Below are 19,761 nucleotides of genomic sequence, written 5' to 3' on the forward strand. Positions count from 1 at the left end.
TTATAGTAGGGATTGATATATGGCAAGAAGTCAAGAAAATCATCAAAAAACTATAGATCCTATTATAGGAAAGTTAAAACCTAAAGGTATAGATTTTGAGCTAGACAAAATAAAAATTACAGCTCTATCAAATTGCCGATACAGTAAAAGGCTATTAACTAAGATCATATTTATTAATAAGATTTCTAGAAACAAAGTTGATCTTAATAAAATTAAAAAAGCAATTTATTTCGCTAAAAAATATCATGGCAGGCAAAAGAGAGAAACAGGAGAATTCTATTACTCACATCCTTTAGAAGTAGCATACATGGTTTCTGATTATTTATTTAGAACAGATATTATAGTAACTAGCATATTGCATGATTGTATTGAAGATACGTTACTTACTAAAGAAATGATTATACAAGAATTTGGCCATAAGATTGCTAATCAAGTTGAAGATTTAACACGAGTTAAAAATGATAAAAAAATTAGTTCAGCAGAAATAGTTAAAATATTATATCAGCAAAAGAAAAAAGAGTTGCTATTAATTAAATTATGTGACCGATTACATAATATACAAACAGTAGGGGCTAAATCTCCTGAGAAAGGCTGGAAAACAATTTTAGAAACTTTACAATCTTTCTTAACTATTGCTACTTACCTAAAGATACCAAGAGCTGCAAGACAATTATATACACATTGCTTAAATATAGCTGCAAATTACAAAAAATTAAATGTACTGAGAGTGTTGCAAGATAAAATTTTTATTTCAGAATGAAAGTATTACGATTTCAGGATATAGATTTTATAGTGTGGTTAAAAATTTTTTATCTTGCAACACTTTTACAGATGCTTAAGTAAATAATGTTATATCAAAATATCACCAATAATTCATGCATTAATCAAGCTTTAGAGTTATACCATCAATACTGCTCTGATAAAACAACAACCTATCCTGACCAAATACATACCATTACAAAAGCATTACAACTAGATTCTTCCTCATTCACAGCAGTACTATTACATGAAAATATACAACATCTTAATCTAGAAGATTATAATCATTTTAATAATAATATTATATATCTAGTTGATGTTATTAATAAATTATCTACTATTCACTATAAACCATATGCTGAGCAATATATTCATTTTCATGAGCTGTTACTAACTATTAATCCCAAACTACAGGAAACGGCAATATTAACTTCGCTTGTTCCATTATTACATAAGGTGAGTATCTTTAACCTTGAGTATAATAATACCGATGCTCAGCATATATCAGAGATCATCACTAATTGTTATATCCCTTATCTTTTATCATATACAGCACACAATGACCTTGCTTATCTTTTACAAGATTTATGTTTTAAGATTCAATATCCTGAAGAACGTAATAGAATTCTTCATTATATGAATTGGCTATATCCTGACATAGATAATATAATTCACAATATAGAACAGCAATTCAGAAATATATTTAGAAAACTAAATATAAAAGCAAGCCTAAGCTACAGAATTAAGTCCCCATATTCTATATCGATAAAAACACTTGTTAAAGATATCCATATTACAGCACTTAATGATATTTTGGCTTTTAGAGCAATTGTACCAAATAAAAAAGCATGTTACGATTTTTCTAAATTAATTCATCTACATTATAATACCATAACATCACAGTTTGTTGATTATATTAGATATCCCAAGAATAATGGATATCAATCAATACATTTAGTCATATCAGGTGGTAGTAATAAAGGTAATATTGAACTTCAAATACGCTCTACCACTATGCATAGGCAAACACAATACGGTAGTGCACATCACACTTATAAAGCAAATAAGTATTATATATCTCGTACTAATAATAATGTCAGTGTAATATTATGTAATATTACATTAAGTTATAGTAATAGGATACTCAATGTTGATATAAGCATCGTAACTATTACCAGTAAAATAATCAATAACGTGAGTACTTATAATACTTTTGCTTCATTTACCCACACTCAACATAGTACTCATTTTGTTGTCAATAACACTACAACATGCACATTGTCTCGGACCACCACCCCAGAATATATAACGTATTATAATAATAATTTATCACTTTTGATAAAAGACACTAATACTATACCTTACAACTTTTCTCTAAATATAAATCTCAATTTGCGTAATATTTTAGAATATAAATTAGTACCTTTAGCAGTAGTACAGATTCCGGCAAGTAATCTATTATTCGAACATAATAGTGTTTTTATTAACATCACTTACAAACCAATATTAGCTGAATGTGCTTTTCCGGCAACTATAACTTATACAAAGAGACATGAAGATTCCAATATCAGATCAATATTTAAGCCACCCTCACCAAAAACAGATATAATTAACACAACATACAATACATTATTGGCTACCATAAACGATAAAGTTGTTTTGGAACAATATGGTCAAAAGGAATTTTTATCAACTACTATAAACACAAACATTACTCAAATGCTTCCTATAATAACCTTATTAGTAGATCCATCAGAGCTGAATAAGAGAATAAATGATATATCAGATAGTAATAAGGACCAGTTATTACATCTTGGACTTCAACTTTGCTGTGTAGAATCAGTGCCATTATTAATCACACATGGTGCTAATCCTAATGCTACAAATTGTCATGGTGTAATATCATTACACTGTGTTGCTAAGAATGGTAACTTATATTTAGCGAAATTATTAGCTAAAAATGGTGCTGATGTTAATGCTAAAACTGATCGTATCGAAACACCATTGCACTATGCTGTTAAGTCTGATAACTTATACTTAGTAAAGTGGTTGATTAAAAATAAAGCTAATATTTATGCTAAAACCGATAATGGTGAAACAGTATTACACTTTGCTGTTAAGTCTGGTAACTTAAATTTAGTATGCTTACTAATTGCCTATGGTGCTGATGTTAATGCTAAAACCGATAATGGTCTAACAGCATTACACTATGCAGTTTATGATGGTAACTTATATTTAGTACAATTGCTAATTGCCTATGGTGCTGATGTTAATGCTAAAACTAATAGTGGTGAAACAATATTATGTTCTGCAGTTGATTATGGTAGCCCAGATTTAGTATACTTACTAATTGCCTATGGTACTGATGTTAATGCTAAAACCGATAATGGTCTAACAGCATTACACTATGCTGTTGAGTCTGGTAACTTAGATTTAGTATCTTTGCTAATTCACAATGGTGCTAATGTCAATAATGCTAAAATAATATTACACTTTGCTGTTAAGTCTGGTAACTTAAATTTAGTAAATTGGTTGATTAAAAATAAAGCTGATATTTATGCTAAAACTAATAGTGGCGAAACAATATTACACTTTGCTGTTAAGTCTGGTAACTTAAATTTAGTAAATTGGTTGATTAAAAATAAAGCTGATATTTATGCTAAAACTAATAGTGGCGAAACAATATTACACTTTGCTGCTGAGTCTGGTAACTTAAATTTAGTAAATTGGTTGATTAAAAATAAAGCTGATATTTATGCTAAAACTAATAGTGGCGAAACAATATTACACTATGCTGTTGAATCTGGTAACTTATACTTAGTAAAGTGGTTGATTAAAAATAAAGCTGGTATTTATGCTAAAACTAGTAGTGGCGAAACAATATTACACTTTGCTGCTGAGTCTGGTAACTTAAATTTAGTAAATTGGTTGATTAAAAATAAAGCTGATATTCATGCTAAAACTAATAGTGGCGAAACAATATTACACTATGCTGTTGAATCTGGTAACTTAAATTTAGTATCTTTGCTAATTCACAATGGTACTGATGTTAATGCTAAAAATAATAGTGGTGAAACAATATTACACTTTGCTGTTGGCTTGGGTAGCTTAGATTTAGTATCTTTGCTAATGGTTCGTGGTGCTGATGTTAATGCTAAAACCGATAATGGTCTAACAGCATTACACTTTGCTGTTGAGTCTGGTAACTTAGCGTTAGTATCATTGCTAATGGTCTATGGTGCTGATGTCAATGCTAAAAATAATAGTGGTGAAACACCATTACACTTTGCTGTTATATTTGATAGCTTAGATTTAGTATCATTGCTAATTCACAATGGTGCTGATGTCAATACTAAAAATAATAGTGGTGAAACAGTATTAAACATTATTATGGAGTTTAACAATTGTAATATTTTAAAATCTTTCATATTAGGCGGTGCAGACATTAATTTAGAAACAATGTTACCAGATGATCAGACAGACAGTATAATCAATTTGTGCGGTGATTTACGTATCAGTTGTGGAATATAGTGGGAAAAATGTGTGATTTATAGACATAGTTATAAATGTAAGATCAAAGTATATGAAGTTACAACTAACTTTTATTCTTTAAACTCTAGTTTCGCAAGAGATCTAATAATAATAAAATCCTTTGATGCTGTTATACCAATAGATGGTTTAACAAGACTCAATAATTATGATGTTGGTATACAAGATAAACAACAATAAAATAACTGTTTTGTTAATAATGAATTTGTTTTTACGGTTCAACAAGATAACTTTTTTATAAAACCAACAGAGTTAACAGGAGATATTGTATCAATATACTACTTAAAAAAGTGCCAAGAATAGAGCTATTGCTTATGTTCTCTAAATAATGAGGCAACTCTGTAATGAGGTTTTTAGATAATGGTAAAATAGAGATTGATAACAATGTTGCTGAACGAGCATAGTGGTAGGTATGAAAAACTGGCTTTTTTGTTGGATCATATGCTGGTGGAGAAATCACAGCTGTTTATATATATGTATATATATAATCAAAAGATATAGGATTATTTGGAAAATTTAGGTAAAAAGTATTGAAAATAATTAATAAGCATTAATGAAAAAGATAGAAGGTTATCAAACAAATTTTGAGATATGTATTTATGCTAAGAAGTTATTAGATAAAGTAATATATTTAAATAGTGTAGTAAAAGTACCACCAGTGGGTGTATTGGAGGTAAAGAAAGCTATATACTATGCTAAGAAATATCATGGTAGTCAGATGCGTCAATCAGGAGAACCATTTTATTCACATCCGATAGAAGTATCATATATGATATCAGATTACTTATTTAGAACAGATATACTAGTAACTAGTATATTGCATGATACTATAGAGGATACAGAACTTACCAAGGAGAAAATATTACAAGAATTTGGAGAGAATATAGCCAATCAAGTAATAGAGATGTTATACAAAGAGAAGAAACATGATGTACTTCTGATAAAGTTATTTGATAGACTGCATAATATACAGACAATAGGTGCTAAATCTCCTGAAAAAGCTAAAAAAATTATAAATGAAACTTTAATAAGTTTTATTGTTTTGATGCCTTACCTTGGAATTTCATCATTAGAAAAACACTTTTATCGCTTATGTTTTAATATTACACATAAAAATAGATTAGTAGAAAATACATTATTAACTAGTAATCTTAAGTATAACTTTTGGAGTTATTTTAAACACAACACTGAAGCTATAAATATAATTTAGCATACTACTTGATTATTTATAGAATAGATTATTTTGGTAGTAATTGAAATACTTTATGCTTTAGGTTAATTCTATTAAATGTATATATTACATGAATTTCATTGTTATCAGGACTCATAATAATAGCAGGATATGAATATTCTTCAGACAGGATGTTATTATATTCTATATCCCCTTCAGGATAGATAGAATTTCTAATAGTGATAGGGTGCCAATTTAACCCCTCATCATAGGATGTAGCTACACTTAATATATTTCGCGATTTGCTATGATTGATTACTCGATTATATGTAAGTAGTAATGTATCATCACCTAAATTAATGGCATCAATGGCACTATCAGGGTTTAATAAGTTTACTGGTTCTAAATTACTCCAATATATTCCATTATTTATGGATATTGATCTGTGTATGTAAGTAGACATTAAGGAATCAGTTTTTCTAGGTCTTACTAACATTATGATTTTATTTGGTAAATTACTACTAACTAAAGTTGGCTGTATAAAACCTCTGTAACCTTTTTGAAAAATTTGAGGGTTGGATGGTAATATAGGATTACTTAAATTCCATGTATGTAAATCTGATGAATATTCTATATATGAAAAATCATCAATACAACTTTCTCGAGAACACGGAGATAAAATATTATTTTCATAAATTAGTGGCTTATTACGTGCTGGTCCTAGAATACCATGTAATAGTTCTGGTTTTTGCCATGTTAATCCCTGATCATAAGAACGAGATAATATTCCACTCCATGTTCTTGGATAAGGTCCAATTTTACTAAAAATGAGTAACTGATTATTCAAGAAAGTAATTACTGGATTTCCACAACTGATTATCCCATTATCTTGCTTTAGAGGGATATGATGATCACGGAAATATTGCGGTGAAACGATTCTTTCTGGAGTAGTCCATTGATAATGATTATTACTTTTAAATCCTAAACTGATCCAAATGCTATTATTTTCTTCTGACTTACCTGATTCAGATCGTGTTTTACCAAAAAATGATGTTATTAATTTTTTATCATCAAAAGCAAATATGGTCGCAGCATGAACATCTTTTAGATATGAATTATTTAAAATAAATTCTTCTATTTTTGTTTCTAAAATAAACATGATGTTTTATTTTTTTCTAAATTATTGAAATAATTTAATCCAAGTGTAAATCCTATTATTATTGGAAATAGTATCATTTGTATTCCCCAATGGCCAAAATATTTTGTTAAATATACAAGACCAAAAGATATAATAATATTCATGGAAACAGTCGATAAAGCAAAAATTATACTTGCTGTTCTAAATCGTTTAAACACTGGAAAATGTTTTAGAAAAATTGGCATAGCTGGATTGGCACTAAGAAAAAATAACATTACAAATGATTGAATTAAGAACAAATGAACAGAAGTAGTAATATTATTTAGTAAATAAGGACAAATGAGAGCAAAAATAAAAAATATTACTAATTTAATCTTAAGAATTTTTAATGGGTATATAATATAACTTAAATAAGTTAATATTAAATAAGCACAAAAATTTACTATTGCTACAATAAAATTGTGATGAATAACTGCTTCTGCTGTAAAATTAAAAGAATTTTTTAAAATTTCACCACAATAAATATAAGTAAAATAAAAACATATTGGCCAACCACATGATATTAATAATAAAAAGAAGACTGTTTTTAGATTGACCCTTTCATTGTAAATAAGATTATCTTTTAATGGATTATCTGTAGTTTTTGTATTAAAGTAATATTTTTCTTAACACGACGTTTTGCATCAGCAAATTCAGGAGTTTCCCGTAAAGCAGTTCTAGCAACTGCTCCAACAATTGCTATTATAGTTCCAAGCAAAAACGCTATATACGCCAATTAAATCCAAATGAGGTGACTAAAGATGCAACAGCTAAGGCTATCATTCCTCCTAAATTAGCAAATACTGATGTCATTAAAACAATAGGATATTGTATAGGAGGTTTTGTTATTTCTAGTAAGTATAGTTGTGCTCCAACTATTTCACCCATAGAAGATAGACCTTGAATAATACGACATGTTATAACTATCACAGTAGCAATGAGTCCTTTCTCAGCATAAGTTGGGACAAGCGCCATTGCAAGACATGAAGACGACATTAAGAATGTAGTAATAATTACAGTTGCTTTACGACCAATTATGTCACCAACTAAGCCAAAAATTATGGCTCCAACAGGTCTCATCACATAAGTGGAACAAAATGCAAAAGCAGAGTAAATAGCTTGAGTATGAGGGTCTGCCTTAGGAAAAAATAATTCATTTAATAAAACTGTCATATGAACGAACATATAGCATCAGATCAAAATATTCTAAAAATGTTCCAATTGATAATAATCCTACAGCTTTTTTTTGTTCTGTTGTTAATGAAGTAAATGTTCCTTCATTATGTTTAATATATTCTATCATTACTTGACTGTTTTAAATACCATATAATGGTATCAGATGATATACAATTTATCTACTCCTGTAAACCTTCAGATTTGATCTGACATATTAAGATTGAAATTAGACGAGTTTGTGGGTATGTAGATAACTAAGGAGTTATCTATCATATCCACGAACTAAATATAAAACTCAATTAATAGGAACAATATGTCAAATTATGATCAAAAAATAATCAAACCTAAATTAGGATTATTAGAACTTGCAAAACAACTAGGTAGTGTTAGTACTGCGTGTAAAGTAATGGGCTATTCAAGAGATAGCTTTTACCGTTTCAAGGAACTATATGAGATGGGCGGAGAAGCGGCTCTTGTGGATATGAGTCGTAAGAAACCTATAGTAAAGAATCGTGTATCAGAACATATAGAACAAGCAGTAATAAATCTTGCTATAGAGAATCCTGCTCTTGGTCAGCTTCGTGCGAGCCAAGCACTAATAAAGCAAGGTATTATAGTGTCATCCAGTGGTGTACGTTCTATCTGGCTACGCAACGATCTTGAAACTCTAAAGAAACGACTCAAAGCTTTAGAAGCTAAATCTGCACAGGACGGTATCTTACTGACAGAAGAGCAGATATCTGCTTTAAAAAAAGCAAAACAAATTAAAGAGGCTCATGGAGAAATTGATACTCAGCATCCCGGTTATCTTGGTGCACAAGACACCTATTATGTCGGTAATATGAAAGGAGTAGGTAGAATATACCAACAAACCTTTATTGACACTTATTCTAGAGTGGCTATTTGCAAACTCTATACTGATAAATCTGCAATAACATCCGCTGATATTTTAAATGATAAGGTAATACCTTTCTTTAATAATCATGATGTACCACTACTGAGAATCCTTACAGATAGAGGAACGGAATATTGTGGTAAGGTAGAACATCATGCTTTTGAGTTATATTTGGCTATAGAAAATATTGATCATACTAAAACTAAGGCACGTTCTCCTCAAACTAATGGAATATGCGAAAGATTACATAGAACTTTAAAAGATGAATTTTATGATATAGCTTTCCGTAAAAAGATTTATAGCTCATTAGAGGATTTACAGATTGACTTAGATCAATATTTAAACAAATATAACAATACTAGACCGCATTCTGGAAAGTTCTGTTATGGAAAAACTCCTATGCAAACTTTCAAGGATAGCATTAAAATTGCTCAAGATAAGTCTATTAATTCTTACTTATCTGACAGCACTTTTGCTGCTTAATCAATCTCTACCTGTCAGATCAAGTGTACGGGCTGTTGAAAAAATCAACAAGGTTGCAAATACTTTAATATTTTTTTATCTTTAATAGCAGTAGATAAAAAAACCAAAAAATAATTTTAAGTATCCGTTTAAAATTTTGTACTATCGCAATCATCAGTATTTGAATCTGTGTTTTCTGTACACTTCTAAATTTTGCTCCTCGTAAACCATGATTCTCCTTAGCTTCACCAAATAGACCTTCTATTTTCCACTTTCTCTCAATTAGTTTTTTCTTAAAATCAATTCTATTCTGTCTGACCTTTACCTCATCTATTTCATCCTGATAAGGATTACGATAAATAAATCGTCCTCTATTACTATAATTATCAGAAATACAACCTGATTTTAGAGAGCAATTTTTACAATGCCCTCCTGTAATACGATAACGTTTTATTTGTTTTTTATCTAATTTATCATACGGATAAAGATAATGTCCCTGTGGACACTTATATCTATCCTGTTCTCTATCATATTGAAATTCCCCCCTACTTATTTTTCCTTCACCAAGATTATCTACATGTAAAGGTATATAAGTTGTAATTCCAAGTAATTTAAAATATCCATAGGTTGGACCTCTACCATAACCTTTGTCTGCTATCCATTCTTTTACTCTAAAAGAAAAATTATTTAATATATTCCAAACTCTACTTGGAAGTACAATACACTCATGTTGTGATCCTGTACTTACATAACAATCTATTATAATACGTGAATCTGAATCAATTGAGTAGTGGGTCTTATAACATAGCTTTTTATAACCATTAGTTCTTGATACAAGACTACAATCAGGATCTGTCCTACTGACATGAGTTTGATTAGATATTTTCCTTACTTTTTTCCCTTCTCGGAAATCATGATAACGACGTTCATATTTTTTTAATTCTCTCTTTTGTGAATCACCTTGATCTTTTCTTAATATTAGGCTATTCATAGAGGCATTAGATTCAACTAAAGAGGCATCTGAAATAATTGTTTCTCCTTTTATAATATCTAGTTCATACCATTGCTTAATCAAGCTTATAAATATTTCTTGAAATAGTTCTACCCCAAATCTATCTCTTATCCTACTTAATGATGAATGATCCGGTACTTTATCCTCTAAACTTAAACCACAAAACCACCTATATGCTATATTTAACTGAATTTCTTTACATAATCGTCTATTTGACTTTATACCATATAAGTAACTTATTATTTGCATCCTAAAAAATAATACAGGATCAATTGATGGACGTCCGTAATTAGCACAATAACGATTCTTAGTTATTTCATAGATAAAAGAAAACTCTAATTCTTTAGCTTCATGAATCCTCACTAATAAATGATCATTAGGTATCATGTGCCTTAAGCTAAGGCTATTACATCTCACACTTTGATCAAGCTTATAACCCTGCATCTTTACACCTTCATTTAAGCATAAAAATACAGCTTATTCCTTAGATTAACTCTTTTCTACTTCTTTTTATAACTTTTTCAACAGCCCGTGTAGAGTTTTACAGTTAATCAATCTTCAAAAAATACTACAACTATGCCTAGCGGTACTATACCGATGCCGCCTCCAATGCCTGGAAGCAGTATTCCTATCCCCCCATCGCCTCCGTCACCACCTATATCAATTCCAAAGACTATAAAAAAAGAGGCAAAGGATATTGGTAAACAAATGCCTCAAGGAGGAGATAATCATAAAGAAGAACTAGCAAAAGCTATAGCGGTACAAAGAAAGAAAATAGAACCTACAGGAAGAGGAATATAACTTGCTGCATGAATCGAAAAATAAGTTCGGTGTCATACCGTGGTCAAGTCACGGGGTGACAGGAGTGGAATTAATCCACGCAACAGCACCTTTACAAGAATAACTTAAGAATGGTTAAGATGTCCTACAAAGCAACCATGTTTAGGCAATATTCATTATTAAATTCCTTTCTTCTTGATTCAATTAAAGAGTCAACTAATGATATGTTATATTTATTTCTAGATTTTACTAATGCTTGAAATTCTTTAATTTTATTTTTTAGCGAAAATTAATAAGATTTTTGTTGGAATAGTTATTCATATTTCAAAAAAATCTTATAATTTGCAGACAAAAAGAGTAAAAATAGATTAAATTAATTTTCTTTCAGACAGCCTAAATAGTTGGTATCATAGTTGTCACCAAAAGAAAATATTATATGTCTAATTCAGCTTTTTTAGTTGCATTTTTTACAACGATTATCCGTTATTATGATTATGCTCTATTCGGTTTATCGGCTAGTATTATTGCACAAAATTTCTTACCTAATATAGAGCAGGATAAACAACTACTCGGTTTTTTTGCCATTCTTAGTGCAGCCGTTATAGTGCGACCTTTAGGGTCTTTAATTTTTGGATTTATCGGAGATAAATACGGGCGTACTAAATCTATCAAGATATCAATGTTCATGAGTAGCATTTCTACCGGATTAATTGCTATTACTCCTTCCTTTGAGATAATAGGTATTTTTGCTACGGTAATACTAACATTATGTCGAATGGTTTTTTTAGCAAGCCTTGCCGGGGAAGTTGACGGAATAAAGGTTTATGTAGCTGAAAAAACAGGAAATAATCGGAAAAATTTAAATATAGGAATAGTTTCATGTTGTAGCCAAATAGGAGCATTATTTGCGGCTATAGCTTATTATTACGCTAGTAATTCCGATATCCAATATTTATGGCGTTTTAATTTCTTTATCGGTGCAATATTTGGTTTATTTGCTATTTTGATGAGAAATTTTTTTAAAGAAAGTAGCGAATTTTTATATTATAAAAGTACTATAGAGCTAAATTTAGAAAGGTTTAGACAAGATGAATTTAAGGAAGAGTCTGCGGAGCGTACAAAAGTACGTGAACACAGACGAATGCCGCAAAATTCGCTTGTATTAAGCTTTCTAAATGACGCTCGGCAAATTATAAAAGATAATAAACTATCCTTTATAATAGCATTATTAGTAAACGGTGCTATTGGAGGAGTATACCACTTTTTAGTAATTTTCTTAGGAGTTTTTTTAACAAAAATAGCTTTTATAAATCATCCTGAAATAAGATTTATGAATATAGCTCTTACTACTACCTATGGAATATCAGCCGTTTTTGCAGGGCTGCTTGCCGATAAAATAAACCCTTTAAGACAGATTGCATGGGCTTTATTTGCCAGCATTATTGTTGCTTTAGGAATGCAAATAATGTTATACAAACAAATATTTAATATTCTCTGTCCCGTTATATTAATAGGGCTTGCAGCATTTTATGCAGTACCGCTACAAATTATTGTTCAATCCTTATTTAAGACTAATGTTAAAATGAGGCTTTATAGTCTATCACATTCTTTTGGAGGTATTATTCTATCCTCAACTACTCCTTTCTTTAGTATGTTGTTGTGGCAAAATTTTAAGTCACTATCTCTAACTTTAAACTTTTTCATATTTTTGCTTATAATATTAATGAGTACAGTGTTGGTTTTACGTAGGATGTCATCCTCGTAAAAAGGCTTGTTGTGTGGATCGGAAAACGCACTCGTTGTCATCCCGTGGCTTGACCACGGGATCCAAAAAACAACTTAAAATATACATAGAAATAACATCAATTGCCTTAGATATTTCTTCCGTCTTTACTGCGACCTGTAGGTTTTATGCTAGGACTACTTGAAGATTTGGAGCTTTGCTGTGCTTGTGTCCCAATTTGCTTCGCTTCTTTTGCTAAGTTTTCAAATTTGTCTTTTAAGCTTTTTGTATTGCCTTTTAGCTTTAAATCGTGAGTTATTTCGTTAATATTCAATTTTTTAGGAGTTGGATGATATATAGGCTCTTTAGATTGAGTATGTTTAGAATGTTCTATTGCAAATTTTGTACGAGGTCTTATTAGTTTATTCTCTTTCCCTGTACCTTTCTGTTTTTCTTCCTCCCATTTATCCCATTCCTCAGGTGATGTCCAGTATCTTGTTATTTTACTATCAAAGCCTTTTTCAAATTTGTTTATTAAATTTTTGGTGCTATTCTCTTTAATTTCTTTACCTCGATTTTCAAATTCAAAATTTTTCTTAGGGGTTTATAGTCAGATTGAGTATTTTCATGTTGTTTTTCTACAGTCTGTTTCTTTTCTTCTGTCCAGTATTTTTTGATTTTGCTGTCAGAGTCTGCTTCAAATTTTGCTATTCTATCTTTTATACCGGTAACTGCTCCTGTAGATATTTTAGGTTGCTCTTGGGTTGATTGCTTGGTATGTTTCGGAGATGTATTTTTAGATAATTCATAAGTAAAAGATTCTAAACTAGATAAATTCTTTTGAACTTTTTCTATATTGGAATTTAAATATTCTATTTCAGGTCCTTTATTCTATTATATTTTTTAATATGGTATTAATTTCTACAAAAGATTCTTTAATCTCTTTATTAAACTTATCATCACTATTACTTATCTTACTACAATTAGTAGAAATTTTTTGAAGCTTATCTAATATATTGTTAATTCTCTCATCTTTTTGGGAAGTCGATACCATACTTGCTAAAAATTCACTTCTTCCTAAATTTCTATTAACATTACTTAAATATAGAGGTATGGTAGAGGCTTTAGTATAATCTTGTGGAAATTTATCGATCTCTTCTTTAAATCTCTTTAAGAACTTTATTGTATCACCGAATATAGGATGAGTATTCCAGGAAAGAGCAGGAGGAGTCGGTATTGCTTCCTGCATTAGATGAGTTATTGTCTCAACCTGCTTTGGAGGCGTATCTTTAGCTAATTCATCATTAAACAAGTTACGTATTTTAGGTAATACATTGTCGATATTAACGTGTTTTGGGGATGTGTCTTTAGATAGCTTTTTATTTTGTAGCTCAGATATATAATCATCTACTGCTTCTTTTAATTTATCTAAAACGGCACTATTTTGGGAAGGAGGCAGCATTCCGGTGTCATCCCACTCTAAAGCGATATTATCGCTTCTATGCTCCTGACGCGGATCAGTTAGCTTATAGTAATTTTTATTTAACAAGCGAGGATCACGTGAATTTTCGCTCTTTTCATATTCCTTAATTTCTTCAAATATACCTAGTGTCTTATAAATATTATCTTATTTCTTCTTGAGTAAGTCTTTCATTGTTTACTTCTTTTTGTTGGATAGATTTTTGTAGTTCTTTTGTCGCCGTTAACTTATCTTTTGCTGTATTTAAATTTGATATATTTTTAAATTTATTTGCTAATTCTTCAGATAATATATCAATCTTGTTATTGTTATTACTTCCGGCATATAAGACTAGAGCCTCCTTTATATTTTGTGAGATATTATCTGCATGATCTATTAACAACATCTTATATTGTAAATCTAATTCGCTTGAATTATTAGTATTACGAAAGTAATTTTTATTTACTGATATACTTTTGCTGAGTATATTTTTAGAAGCTTCTATAAGTTCTTTTTCCTCTGTCTTTTCTTTATTTTTTAACTTCTCAAATAAATTTTGTAAACCATCTGAAAAATTCCCGGCATTATCAAGGTATAAAAATTTACTTCTTATAATCTCTTGTGCTTTTTGATTGGAAGCTTGTTGCACTTTTTGTTTCTCTTGCATTACTCCTAGAATGATATTTTTATCTAATGAATTAATCACATCATAAAAATTTTTCATTTCATCTAATTTTTCTCTAGGCTCTTTTATTTTTTGTAATCTTTCTCTTAATTCTTGAAATTTATCCCATTCATGTTGTTCAAGAAAAAATTCCTCTATTTTTGTATTTTTAGTATTAGGGCTTCCTCCACTACTCAGGATTTTATTTCTAGCTGCCTGTAATCTAGATGGTTGATGAGAGTTGATATTATTAATCAAATCTAAAATTTCTTTTGATGTCTTATTAAATTCTTCATTATTAGTTGGATTTTTGATTGTTTCTTGAACTGCTTCCCTTAACTTTATTATCTCTTCTTTAAGGCTAAGTTCTACTTTTTGTTGACCGTGTGTTATAGCTTGTTCATTTTCTTGTGAGGCAAGTACTTTTTTATCTTGTTGTATATTTAAGCTCTTTTCCCTACTTTCTGAACAACTTCTTCCATCAATTGCAATAGATTAATATTGTCCTTTATTTCTAGTCCTTGCTCATTAGTGACTGGTAATGAATTACTTAGTCTTAATAATTCTGAAAAATCTGAAGGGGATATTAGGACATCAAGTTGAGCCTTTGCTTTTCTACCTTTTCTGTCTTCCTTAAAGCCTTCAACTTTACCAATACTAATAGGTAGGTTTTTTAGATAAATTTCTTTACTAGCACCCTGTATATTTTTATCATTTGCTACTTTAAAGTTAGTTTGTTGCTGAGAAACATACGATCCCGGTTTTCTAGGGTCTATTTTATTTATTAGAGCTTCTATAAAATTAGTTGTACGTGTTATAGCTAGTTTATCTGTTTCTAAAATATTATTTAAATATAGTATTTTTTATTAAATAAAGATTTCTTATTAGCCGGTCTAATTCATTCTTATGTTTCATAATTTCCCTCTATTAATAAAAATAAACCAAAATGTAATACCATTTATGTTAAATTAACAACACTAAATAATTAGTATTAATTCAATATTTTAAATATTGTTGCATTTGTGCTTCAATAATATAATTTTATCATTTATTTTATCGTCTCAATGAGTTTTTTAACTCCCTCGACTGATTTATCAAATAGTGCTTTTTCCTCTGTAGTTAACTGTAGTTCTATTACTTTTAGAACACCTTCTTTACCGATAATAATAGGTACTCCGACATATAAATCATGTACGCCGTACTCACCTTGTAAATAAGAGGTACAAGTTAGAATTTGACGTTTATCTTTTAAATATGCTTCAAGCATTTCTATTGCTGAGGCTGCGGGAGCATAATAAGCAGAACCTGTTTTAAGTAATGCAACAATCTCACCGCCGCCGTTTTTAGTACGATCAATTATTTTTTCAATACGCTCATTACTTGATAAGCCCATTTTTATCAAGTCAGGTATCGGTACGCCTGATATTGTAGAATATCTTGCAAGAGGTACCATTGCATCACCATGACCGCCGAGAACCGTGCTATTAACATTGCTAACCGATACTTTAAATTCTTCAGCAAGAAAAAGATTAAATCTTGATGAGTCAAGTATGCCTGCCATACCTATTACTTTATTATGAGGTAGCCTGCTTTCTTTAAGCATGACATATACCATAACATCAAGTGGATTGGTAATTACTATTACAAAGGCATCAGGAGCGTATTTTTTAACATTCTCTGCAACCGTTTTCATAATACCGGTGTTAATGCTAATTAAATCGTCTCTACTCATCCCTGGTTTTCTTGGTAAACCGGCAGTAATAATTATGGTATCAGATCCTTCAATATCTTTATAGTCGTTTGTGCCTTTTATTTTGATATCAGACTCGGCTATTGTACCGGCTTGCATGAGATCCAATGCTTTTCCTTGCGGTACTCCTTCAGCCACATCAAATAACACGATATCGCCGAGTTCTCTAAGGCTAATTAAGTGAGCAAGCGTACCACCTATGTTACCGCTACCTATTAATGAGATTTTTGGATTTTTTTTCATTACTCCCTCTACAAATATTAAATATGCCTATTACTATATTACAAATACATTCAAGAAAAAAGAATTTTTAAATTATATTGTTAATTGGTTAATTTTTATGAATTAACCATTCACATTGACTTTGATTAAAATAGATTAATATAATGCCGAGTTGAAAATACCATGAAACATGGAATTTTAATAAAATAACTATGCCTAAAATTTCTAAGTTGATAAATATTATTAAATCTTGTGTGGGAAAGGGGAGTAATACAAAAGAATGTAAAACCGTTCCAGATGTGTTTCACGATTTATGCGTTAGTATTAACAATAGTCTTAATAGCAAGAACAGTAAAGATGTAAGCTTTGATGCGGTAGATAGCCCAGAAAACAAAAGTACCCTACATTATATAACTGACTTAGCAGATCTTAAAAAGTTACTTCAAAAAGGTATTGATCCTAATATACGAGATGAGAATGATAAAACAGCTTTAGAGGTTACAGGTAATTTTAAAAAAGCCAAAATGTTACTTGAATATGGTGCTACGGTGAATGACTATAAACAGATGGGTGAAGTATTACATTACTGTGGTCGTAACTCAGTAGAAAACAAAATTATTCTTTCACTATTAATGCATAATAATGCTAATACTAATTTTACAAAAGCAAATTTAGTAAGACAATGTAAAGAACCGCATGAAGAGGCAGAGCGGTTAATAAAACGAATTGAAAAAACAAAGGGTTTAATACATCAAAGTAAAGAAGTAGAGACGTTAAGAGTATATGTTGACAGATTACAGAGCTTAAAAAATAAATATGAAAAAGCAAAGGATAGCAGCCAAGCTGTTTCAAAAATAATATTAGATTATATTGAAAATCAAGAGAGTGATGGTTTAAAAGCTAAACTTGTTATTACTTGTCAAAATCTAGGGTTAATCGAAGATTATTCGGAAGTAGCTCAAGAAAATGCAGTATATAAGTGCTTGGATGAGGCTTTTGATTTGCTTGATCAAGGATTAATAGGAGAGGATGCTCAAAATACATTAGTTTGATCAACTATTACGTGGATCGATTTCACGATTGTCACTAGTGGTCAAGCCGGCCTTGTTGTATGGTTTGATGTCATTCCTGCGTGGATTGGTTTTCCCGTCATTGCGAGGAAAAATTGAAAATTTTGACGAAGCAATCCAGTTTAAAAATGCTAATCTTTAGCATCTTTTTATTTTTTACTGGATTGTCACGCAGCCTACGGCTGCGTAGCTCATGACGATTAGGTATCAACGCAAGCAAGCCTTCGCAGGAATGGATACCCTTATCAACGTTGTATCATCTTATTATAATATTTTGATAAAACTTTCACGCCATATAGCCATAATAGACATACGATTACAAAGCTAAACATCAATAAGCCGGCTATGTCGTTATGTACGGCGTTCGGGAAAATACTAAAGGATATGAATTGAATAATAGCACCTATTGATTTACCGATTTTAGTACCCATAACATCAACGGCAGCTTTACCTTTGGTCTTCATTTCACTATCGAGCGGAATATATACCATTTCTTTAGTAGCATCAAAAAGTGAATATTTTACGGATTTGGAAAGTATATGCCAAAGTCCGCCGATAAAAACTATAACGACAAGCGGCGAACTATAGCCGAGAGTATTTACGATATTTCCTAGATGATTTTCAAAAACCGTGAATGAAAAGAACATAACACCTGCTCCAAACATCATAATCGGTGTTATAATAGCTCCCCAAAACCAGCCGCATATTCTAATTAAACTACTTCCTAAAAACGCACTAACTAACGTGAGTACTCCCGTCCAAAAAAACACTTCACCGTGATAGGATATAAAATCCTTTGTAGCAGGATAGAGTTGTTTTACTTTTGACATCCATAATCCTTCTATTAGGCTAATACTCATAGAATAAGACATTACAAGAAGACAAATAAAACCGAGATATCTAGAAGTCAATATTACTTTTGCACTTTCGACCAAGCTTAATTTTAATATATCCGTTCTTTGATTTTTAAATTTAATATTTTTGTCAGCTTCTACGACTGATTTATCAATAAATTTATGAAGAGCTAGACAAATTAATCCGGATATTAAAATAACCGTAATAAAAGACTTTAAAAGGATTTCATTTGTATCGTTTAGATGAGAAAATAAAGGTAATAAGAAATGCTCGCTCTTAGCAAAATAAATAATTACGGTTCCTGAGATGAGTAAATTAGTTTGTCCAAATAAAGTAAAAAATGAGTAAAATCTCGGTGCTTCTTCGACTTTAGTAATTTTATTCGCAAGCTGCCAATATAAAAGAGTAAAAACTATAACCGGCCATAATTCGCCCATAATATAAAACAATACCAAGCTCCATTGTCCCCAGATTATTAAAAACCACTTTAAATGGGGAAGAAGGGTTATATAATGTTTAACTAATTCGGGATCGGGATGAAAAAACTCTCTGTACGGAAATAAAATAAAACCAAAAATTGCGAAGAAAAATAAAAAAGTACCGGTAATTATCCTAAAAACCTGCTCTGTTGTCATAATATTACAGAGTTTAGAATAAAGGATAACAAATAAAATTCCCATCGGCATTTCGCCCCAAAGTTTGATAAAACTCAATACTTCCGAGCTAATTAAGGTAACAACAAAACTATCTTTAATACTACGAACTAAGTTTTGATTAAGTAGAATAAAAAACATTAGTAAAGCCATCGGGATGAATTTAGTTAATTCATACGATCTAATCGGCCATACTATATGCCTAAATTTACTGTTTCTGGTTTTATTCCAAATTGTGAAGTTAGAATCCACGGCATCCATTGGTTTACTATGAGCTTATTTTTTTAGTACCGAATAGTTTTTAAAAATGTTATGTTTTTGCAAGGCTTAGAGCTTTATATGTCATTCCCGCGAAAGCGGGAATGACATCAAACGCTTTTCAAA

The 19,761-nt window shown here is 30.4% G+C and carries 15 protein-coding genes and 3 pseudogenes; 9 read left to right on the forward strand and 9 right to left on the reverse strand.

Annotated elements, in window-relative coordinates:
• Positions 1-19: 19 nt before the first annotated feature.
• From REIP_RS03130 to REIP_RS03140, 4 genes and pseudogenes are all read left to right on the forward strand, one after another.
• Positions 20-760: an HD domain-containing protein gene (locus REIP_RS03130; protein WP_045803809.1), complete on the forward strand. Its 741-nt coding sequence runs from the start codon at positions 20-22 to the stop codon at positions 758-760.
• Between the two features lie 86 nt (positions 761-846).
• Positions 847-4,290 carry an ankyrin repeat domain-containing protein gene (locus REIP_RS03135; protein ID WP_045803810.1) on the forward strand — a complete coding sequence of 1,148 codons (3,444 nt, stop codon included), beginning with the start codon at positions 847-849 and terminating at the stop codon, positions 4,288-4,290.
• 359 nt (positions 4,291-4,649) lie between these two features.
• Positions 4,650-4,712: pseudogene (locus REIP_RS13610) on the forward strand (hypothetical protein); the annotation flags it as partial.
• A 149-nt stretch (positions 4,713-4,861) separates the two neighbouring features.
• Positions 4,862-5,518 carry an HD domain-containing protein gene (locus REIP_RS03140; protein WP_045803811.1) on the forward strand — a complete coding sequence of 219 codons (657 nt, stop codon included), beginning with the start codon at positions 4,862-4,864 and terminating at the stop codon, positions 5,516-5,518.
• A 28-nt stretch (positions 5,519-5,546) separates the two neighbouring features.
• On the opposite strand, the gene REIP_RS03145 is transcribed toward REIP_RS03140, so the two are convergent.
• Positions 5,547-6,638: an exo-alpha-sialidase gene (locus REIP_RS03145; protein WP_045803812.1), complete on the reverse strand. Its 1,092-nt coding sequence runs from the start codon at positions 6,636-6,638 to the stop codon at positions 5,547-5,549.
• Positions 6,626-7,959, reverse strand: a pseudogene (locus tag REIP_RS08465) (MFS transporter). The gene REIP_RS03145 and the pseudogene REIP_RS08465 overlap by 13 nt, the downstream one beginning before the upstream one ends.
• Before the next feature lie 186 nt (positions 7,960-8,145).
• Between REIP_RS08465 and REIP_RS03160 the strand changes: the two are divergent.
• Positions 8,146-9,210 carry an IS481 family transposase gene (locus REIP_RS03160; RefSeq protein ID WP_045803566.1) on the forward strand — a complete coding sequence of 355 codons (1,065 nt, stop codon included), beginning with the start codon at positions 8,146-8,148 and terminating at the stop codon, positions 9,208-9,210.
• Between the two features lie 64 nt (positions 9,211-9,274).
• Here REIP_RS03160 and REIP_RS03165 read toward each other — a convergent pair whose 3' ends face one another.
• Positions 9,275-10,588, reverse strand: a complete 1,314-nt coding sequence (locus tag REIP_RS03165) for a transposase (RefSeq protein WP_172686766.1) — start codon at positions 10,586-10,588, stop codon at positions 9,275-9,277.
• A gap of 189 nt (positions 10,589-10,777) precedes the next feature.
• On the opposite strand from REIP_RS03165, the gene REIP_RS03170 reads away from it, so the two are divergent.
• The 3 genes from REIP_RS03170 to REIP_RS12330 all read left to right on the forward strand — a co-directional run bounded on the left by REIP_RS03170 (position 10,778) and on the right by REIP_RS12330 (position 12,909).
• Positions 10,778-11,002 (forward strand): hypothetical protein, encoded by a 225-nt coding sequence (locus REIP_RS03170; protein WP_045803813.1) that lies wholly within the window; start codon positions 10,778-10,780, stop codon positions 11,000-11,002.
• 415 nt (positions 11,003-11,417) lie between these two features.
• Positions 11,418-12,746, forward strand: a complete 1,329-nt coding sequence (locus tag REIP_RS03175) for an MFS transporter (RefSeq protein ID WP_045803814.1) — start codon at positions 11,418-11,420, stop codon at positions 12,744-12,746.
• A 13-nt stretch (positions 12,747-12,759) separates the two neighbouring features.
• Entirely contained in the window at positions 12,760-12,909 is a 150-nt protein-coding gene (locus tag REIP_RS12330) for a hypothetical protein (protein ID WP_231569352.1), read from the forward strand.
• On the opposite strand, the gene REIP_RS03180 is transcribed toward REIP_RS12330, so the two are convergent.
• From REIP_RS03180 to mdh, 5 genes and pseudogenes are all read right to left on the reverse strand, one after another.
• The gene (locus REIP_RS03180) at positions 12,853-13,038 is read right to left on the reverse strand and encodes a hypothetical protein (protein ID WP_008579429.1); all 186 of its coding nucleotides are present in this window, start codon (positions 13,036-13,038) and stop codon (positions 12,853-12,855) included. The genes REIP_RS12330 and REIP_RS03180 overlap by 57 nt on opposite strands.
• A gap of 144 nt (positions 13,039-13,182) precedes the next feature.
• Positions 13,183-13,559: pseudogene (locus REIP_RS13370) on the reverse strand (hypothetical protein); the annotation flags it as partial.
• A 31-nt stretch (positions 13,560-13,590) separates the two neighbouring features.
• Complete coding sequence (locus tag REIP_RS12335) at positions 13,591-14,253, reverse strand: hypothetical protein (RefSeq protein WP_231569201.1); 663 nt, start codon at positions 14,251-14,253, stop codon at positions 13,591-13,593.
• Between the two features lie 73 nt (positions 14,254-14,326).
• A complete protein-coding gene (locus REIP_RS12340) occupies positions 14,327-15,085 on the reverse strand; it encodes a hypothetical protein (RefSeq protein ID WP_231569202.1) in 759 nt (252 codons plus the stop codon).
• A gap of 790 nt (positions 15,086-15,875) precedes the next feature.
• Positions 15,876-16,820: a malate dehydrogenase gene (mdh, locus tag REIP_RS03200; protein WP_045803815.1), complete on the reverse strand. Its 945-nt coding sequence runs from the start codon at positions 16,818-16,820 to the stop codon at positions 15,876-15,878.
• Between the two features lie 191 nt (positions 16,821-17,011).
• Between mdh and REIP_RS12345 the strand changes: the two genes are divergently transcribed.
• Complete coding sequence (locus REIP_RS12345; RefSeq protein WP_231569203.1) at positions 17,012-17,851, forward strand: hypothetical protein; 840 nt, start codon at positions 17,012-17,014, stop codon at positions 17,849-17,851.
• Between the two features lie 263 nt (positions 17,852-18,114).
• Here REIP_RS12345 and tlc2 read toward each other — a convergent pair whose 3' ends face one another.
• Positions 18,115-19,638, reverse strand: coding sequence for a nucleotide exchange transporter Tlc2 (gene tlc2, locus REIP_RS03220; protein ID WP_045803816.1), 1,524 nt, complete (start codon positions 19,636-19,638; stop codon positions 18,115-18,117).
• Between the last annotated feature and the right edge of the window lie 123 nt (positions 19,639-19,761).

It is taken from the genome of Rickettsia endosymbiont of Ixodes pacificus (genome assembly GCF_000965155.1).
Taxonomy (GTDB): domain Bacteria; phylum Pseudomonadota; class Alphaproteobacteria; order Rickettsiales; family Rickettsiaceae; genus Rickettsia; species Rickettsia tamurae.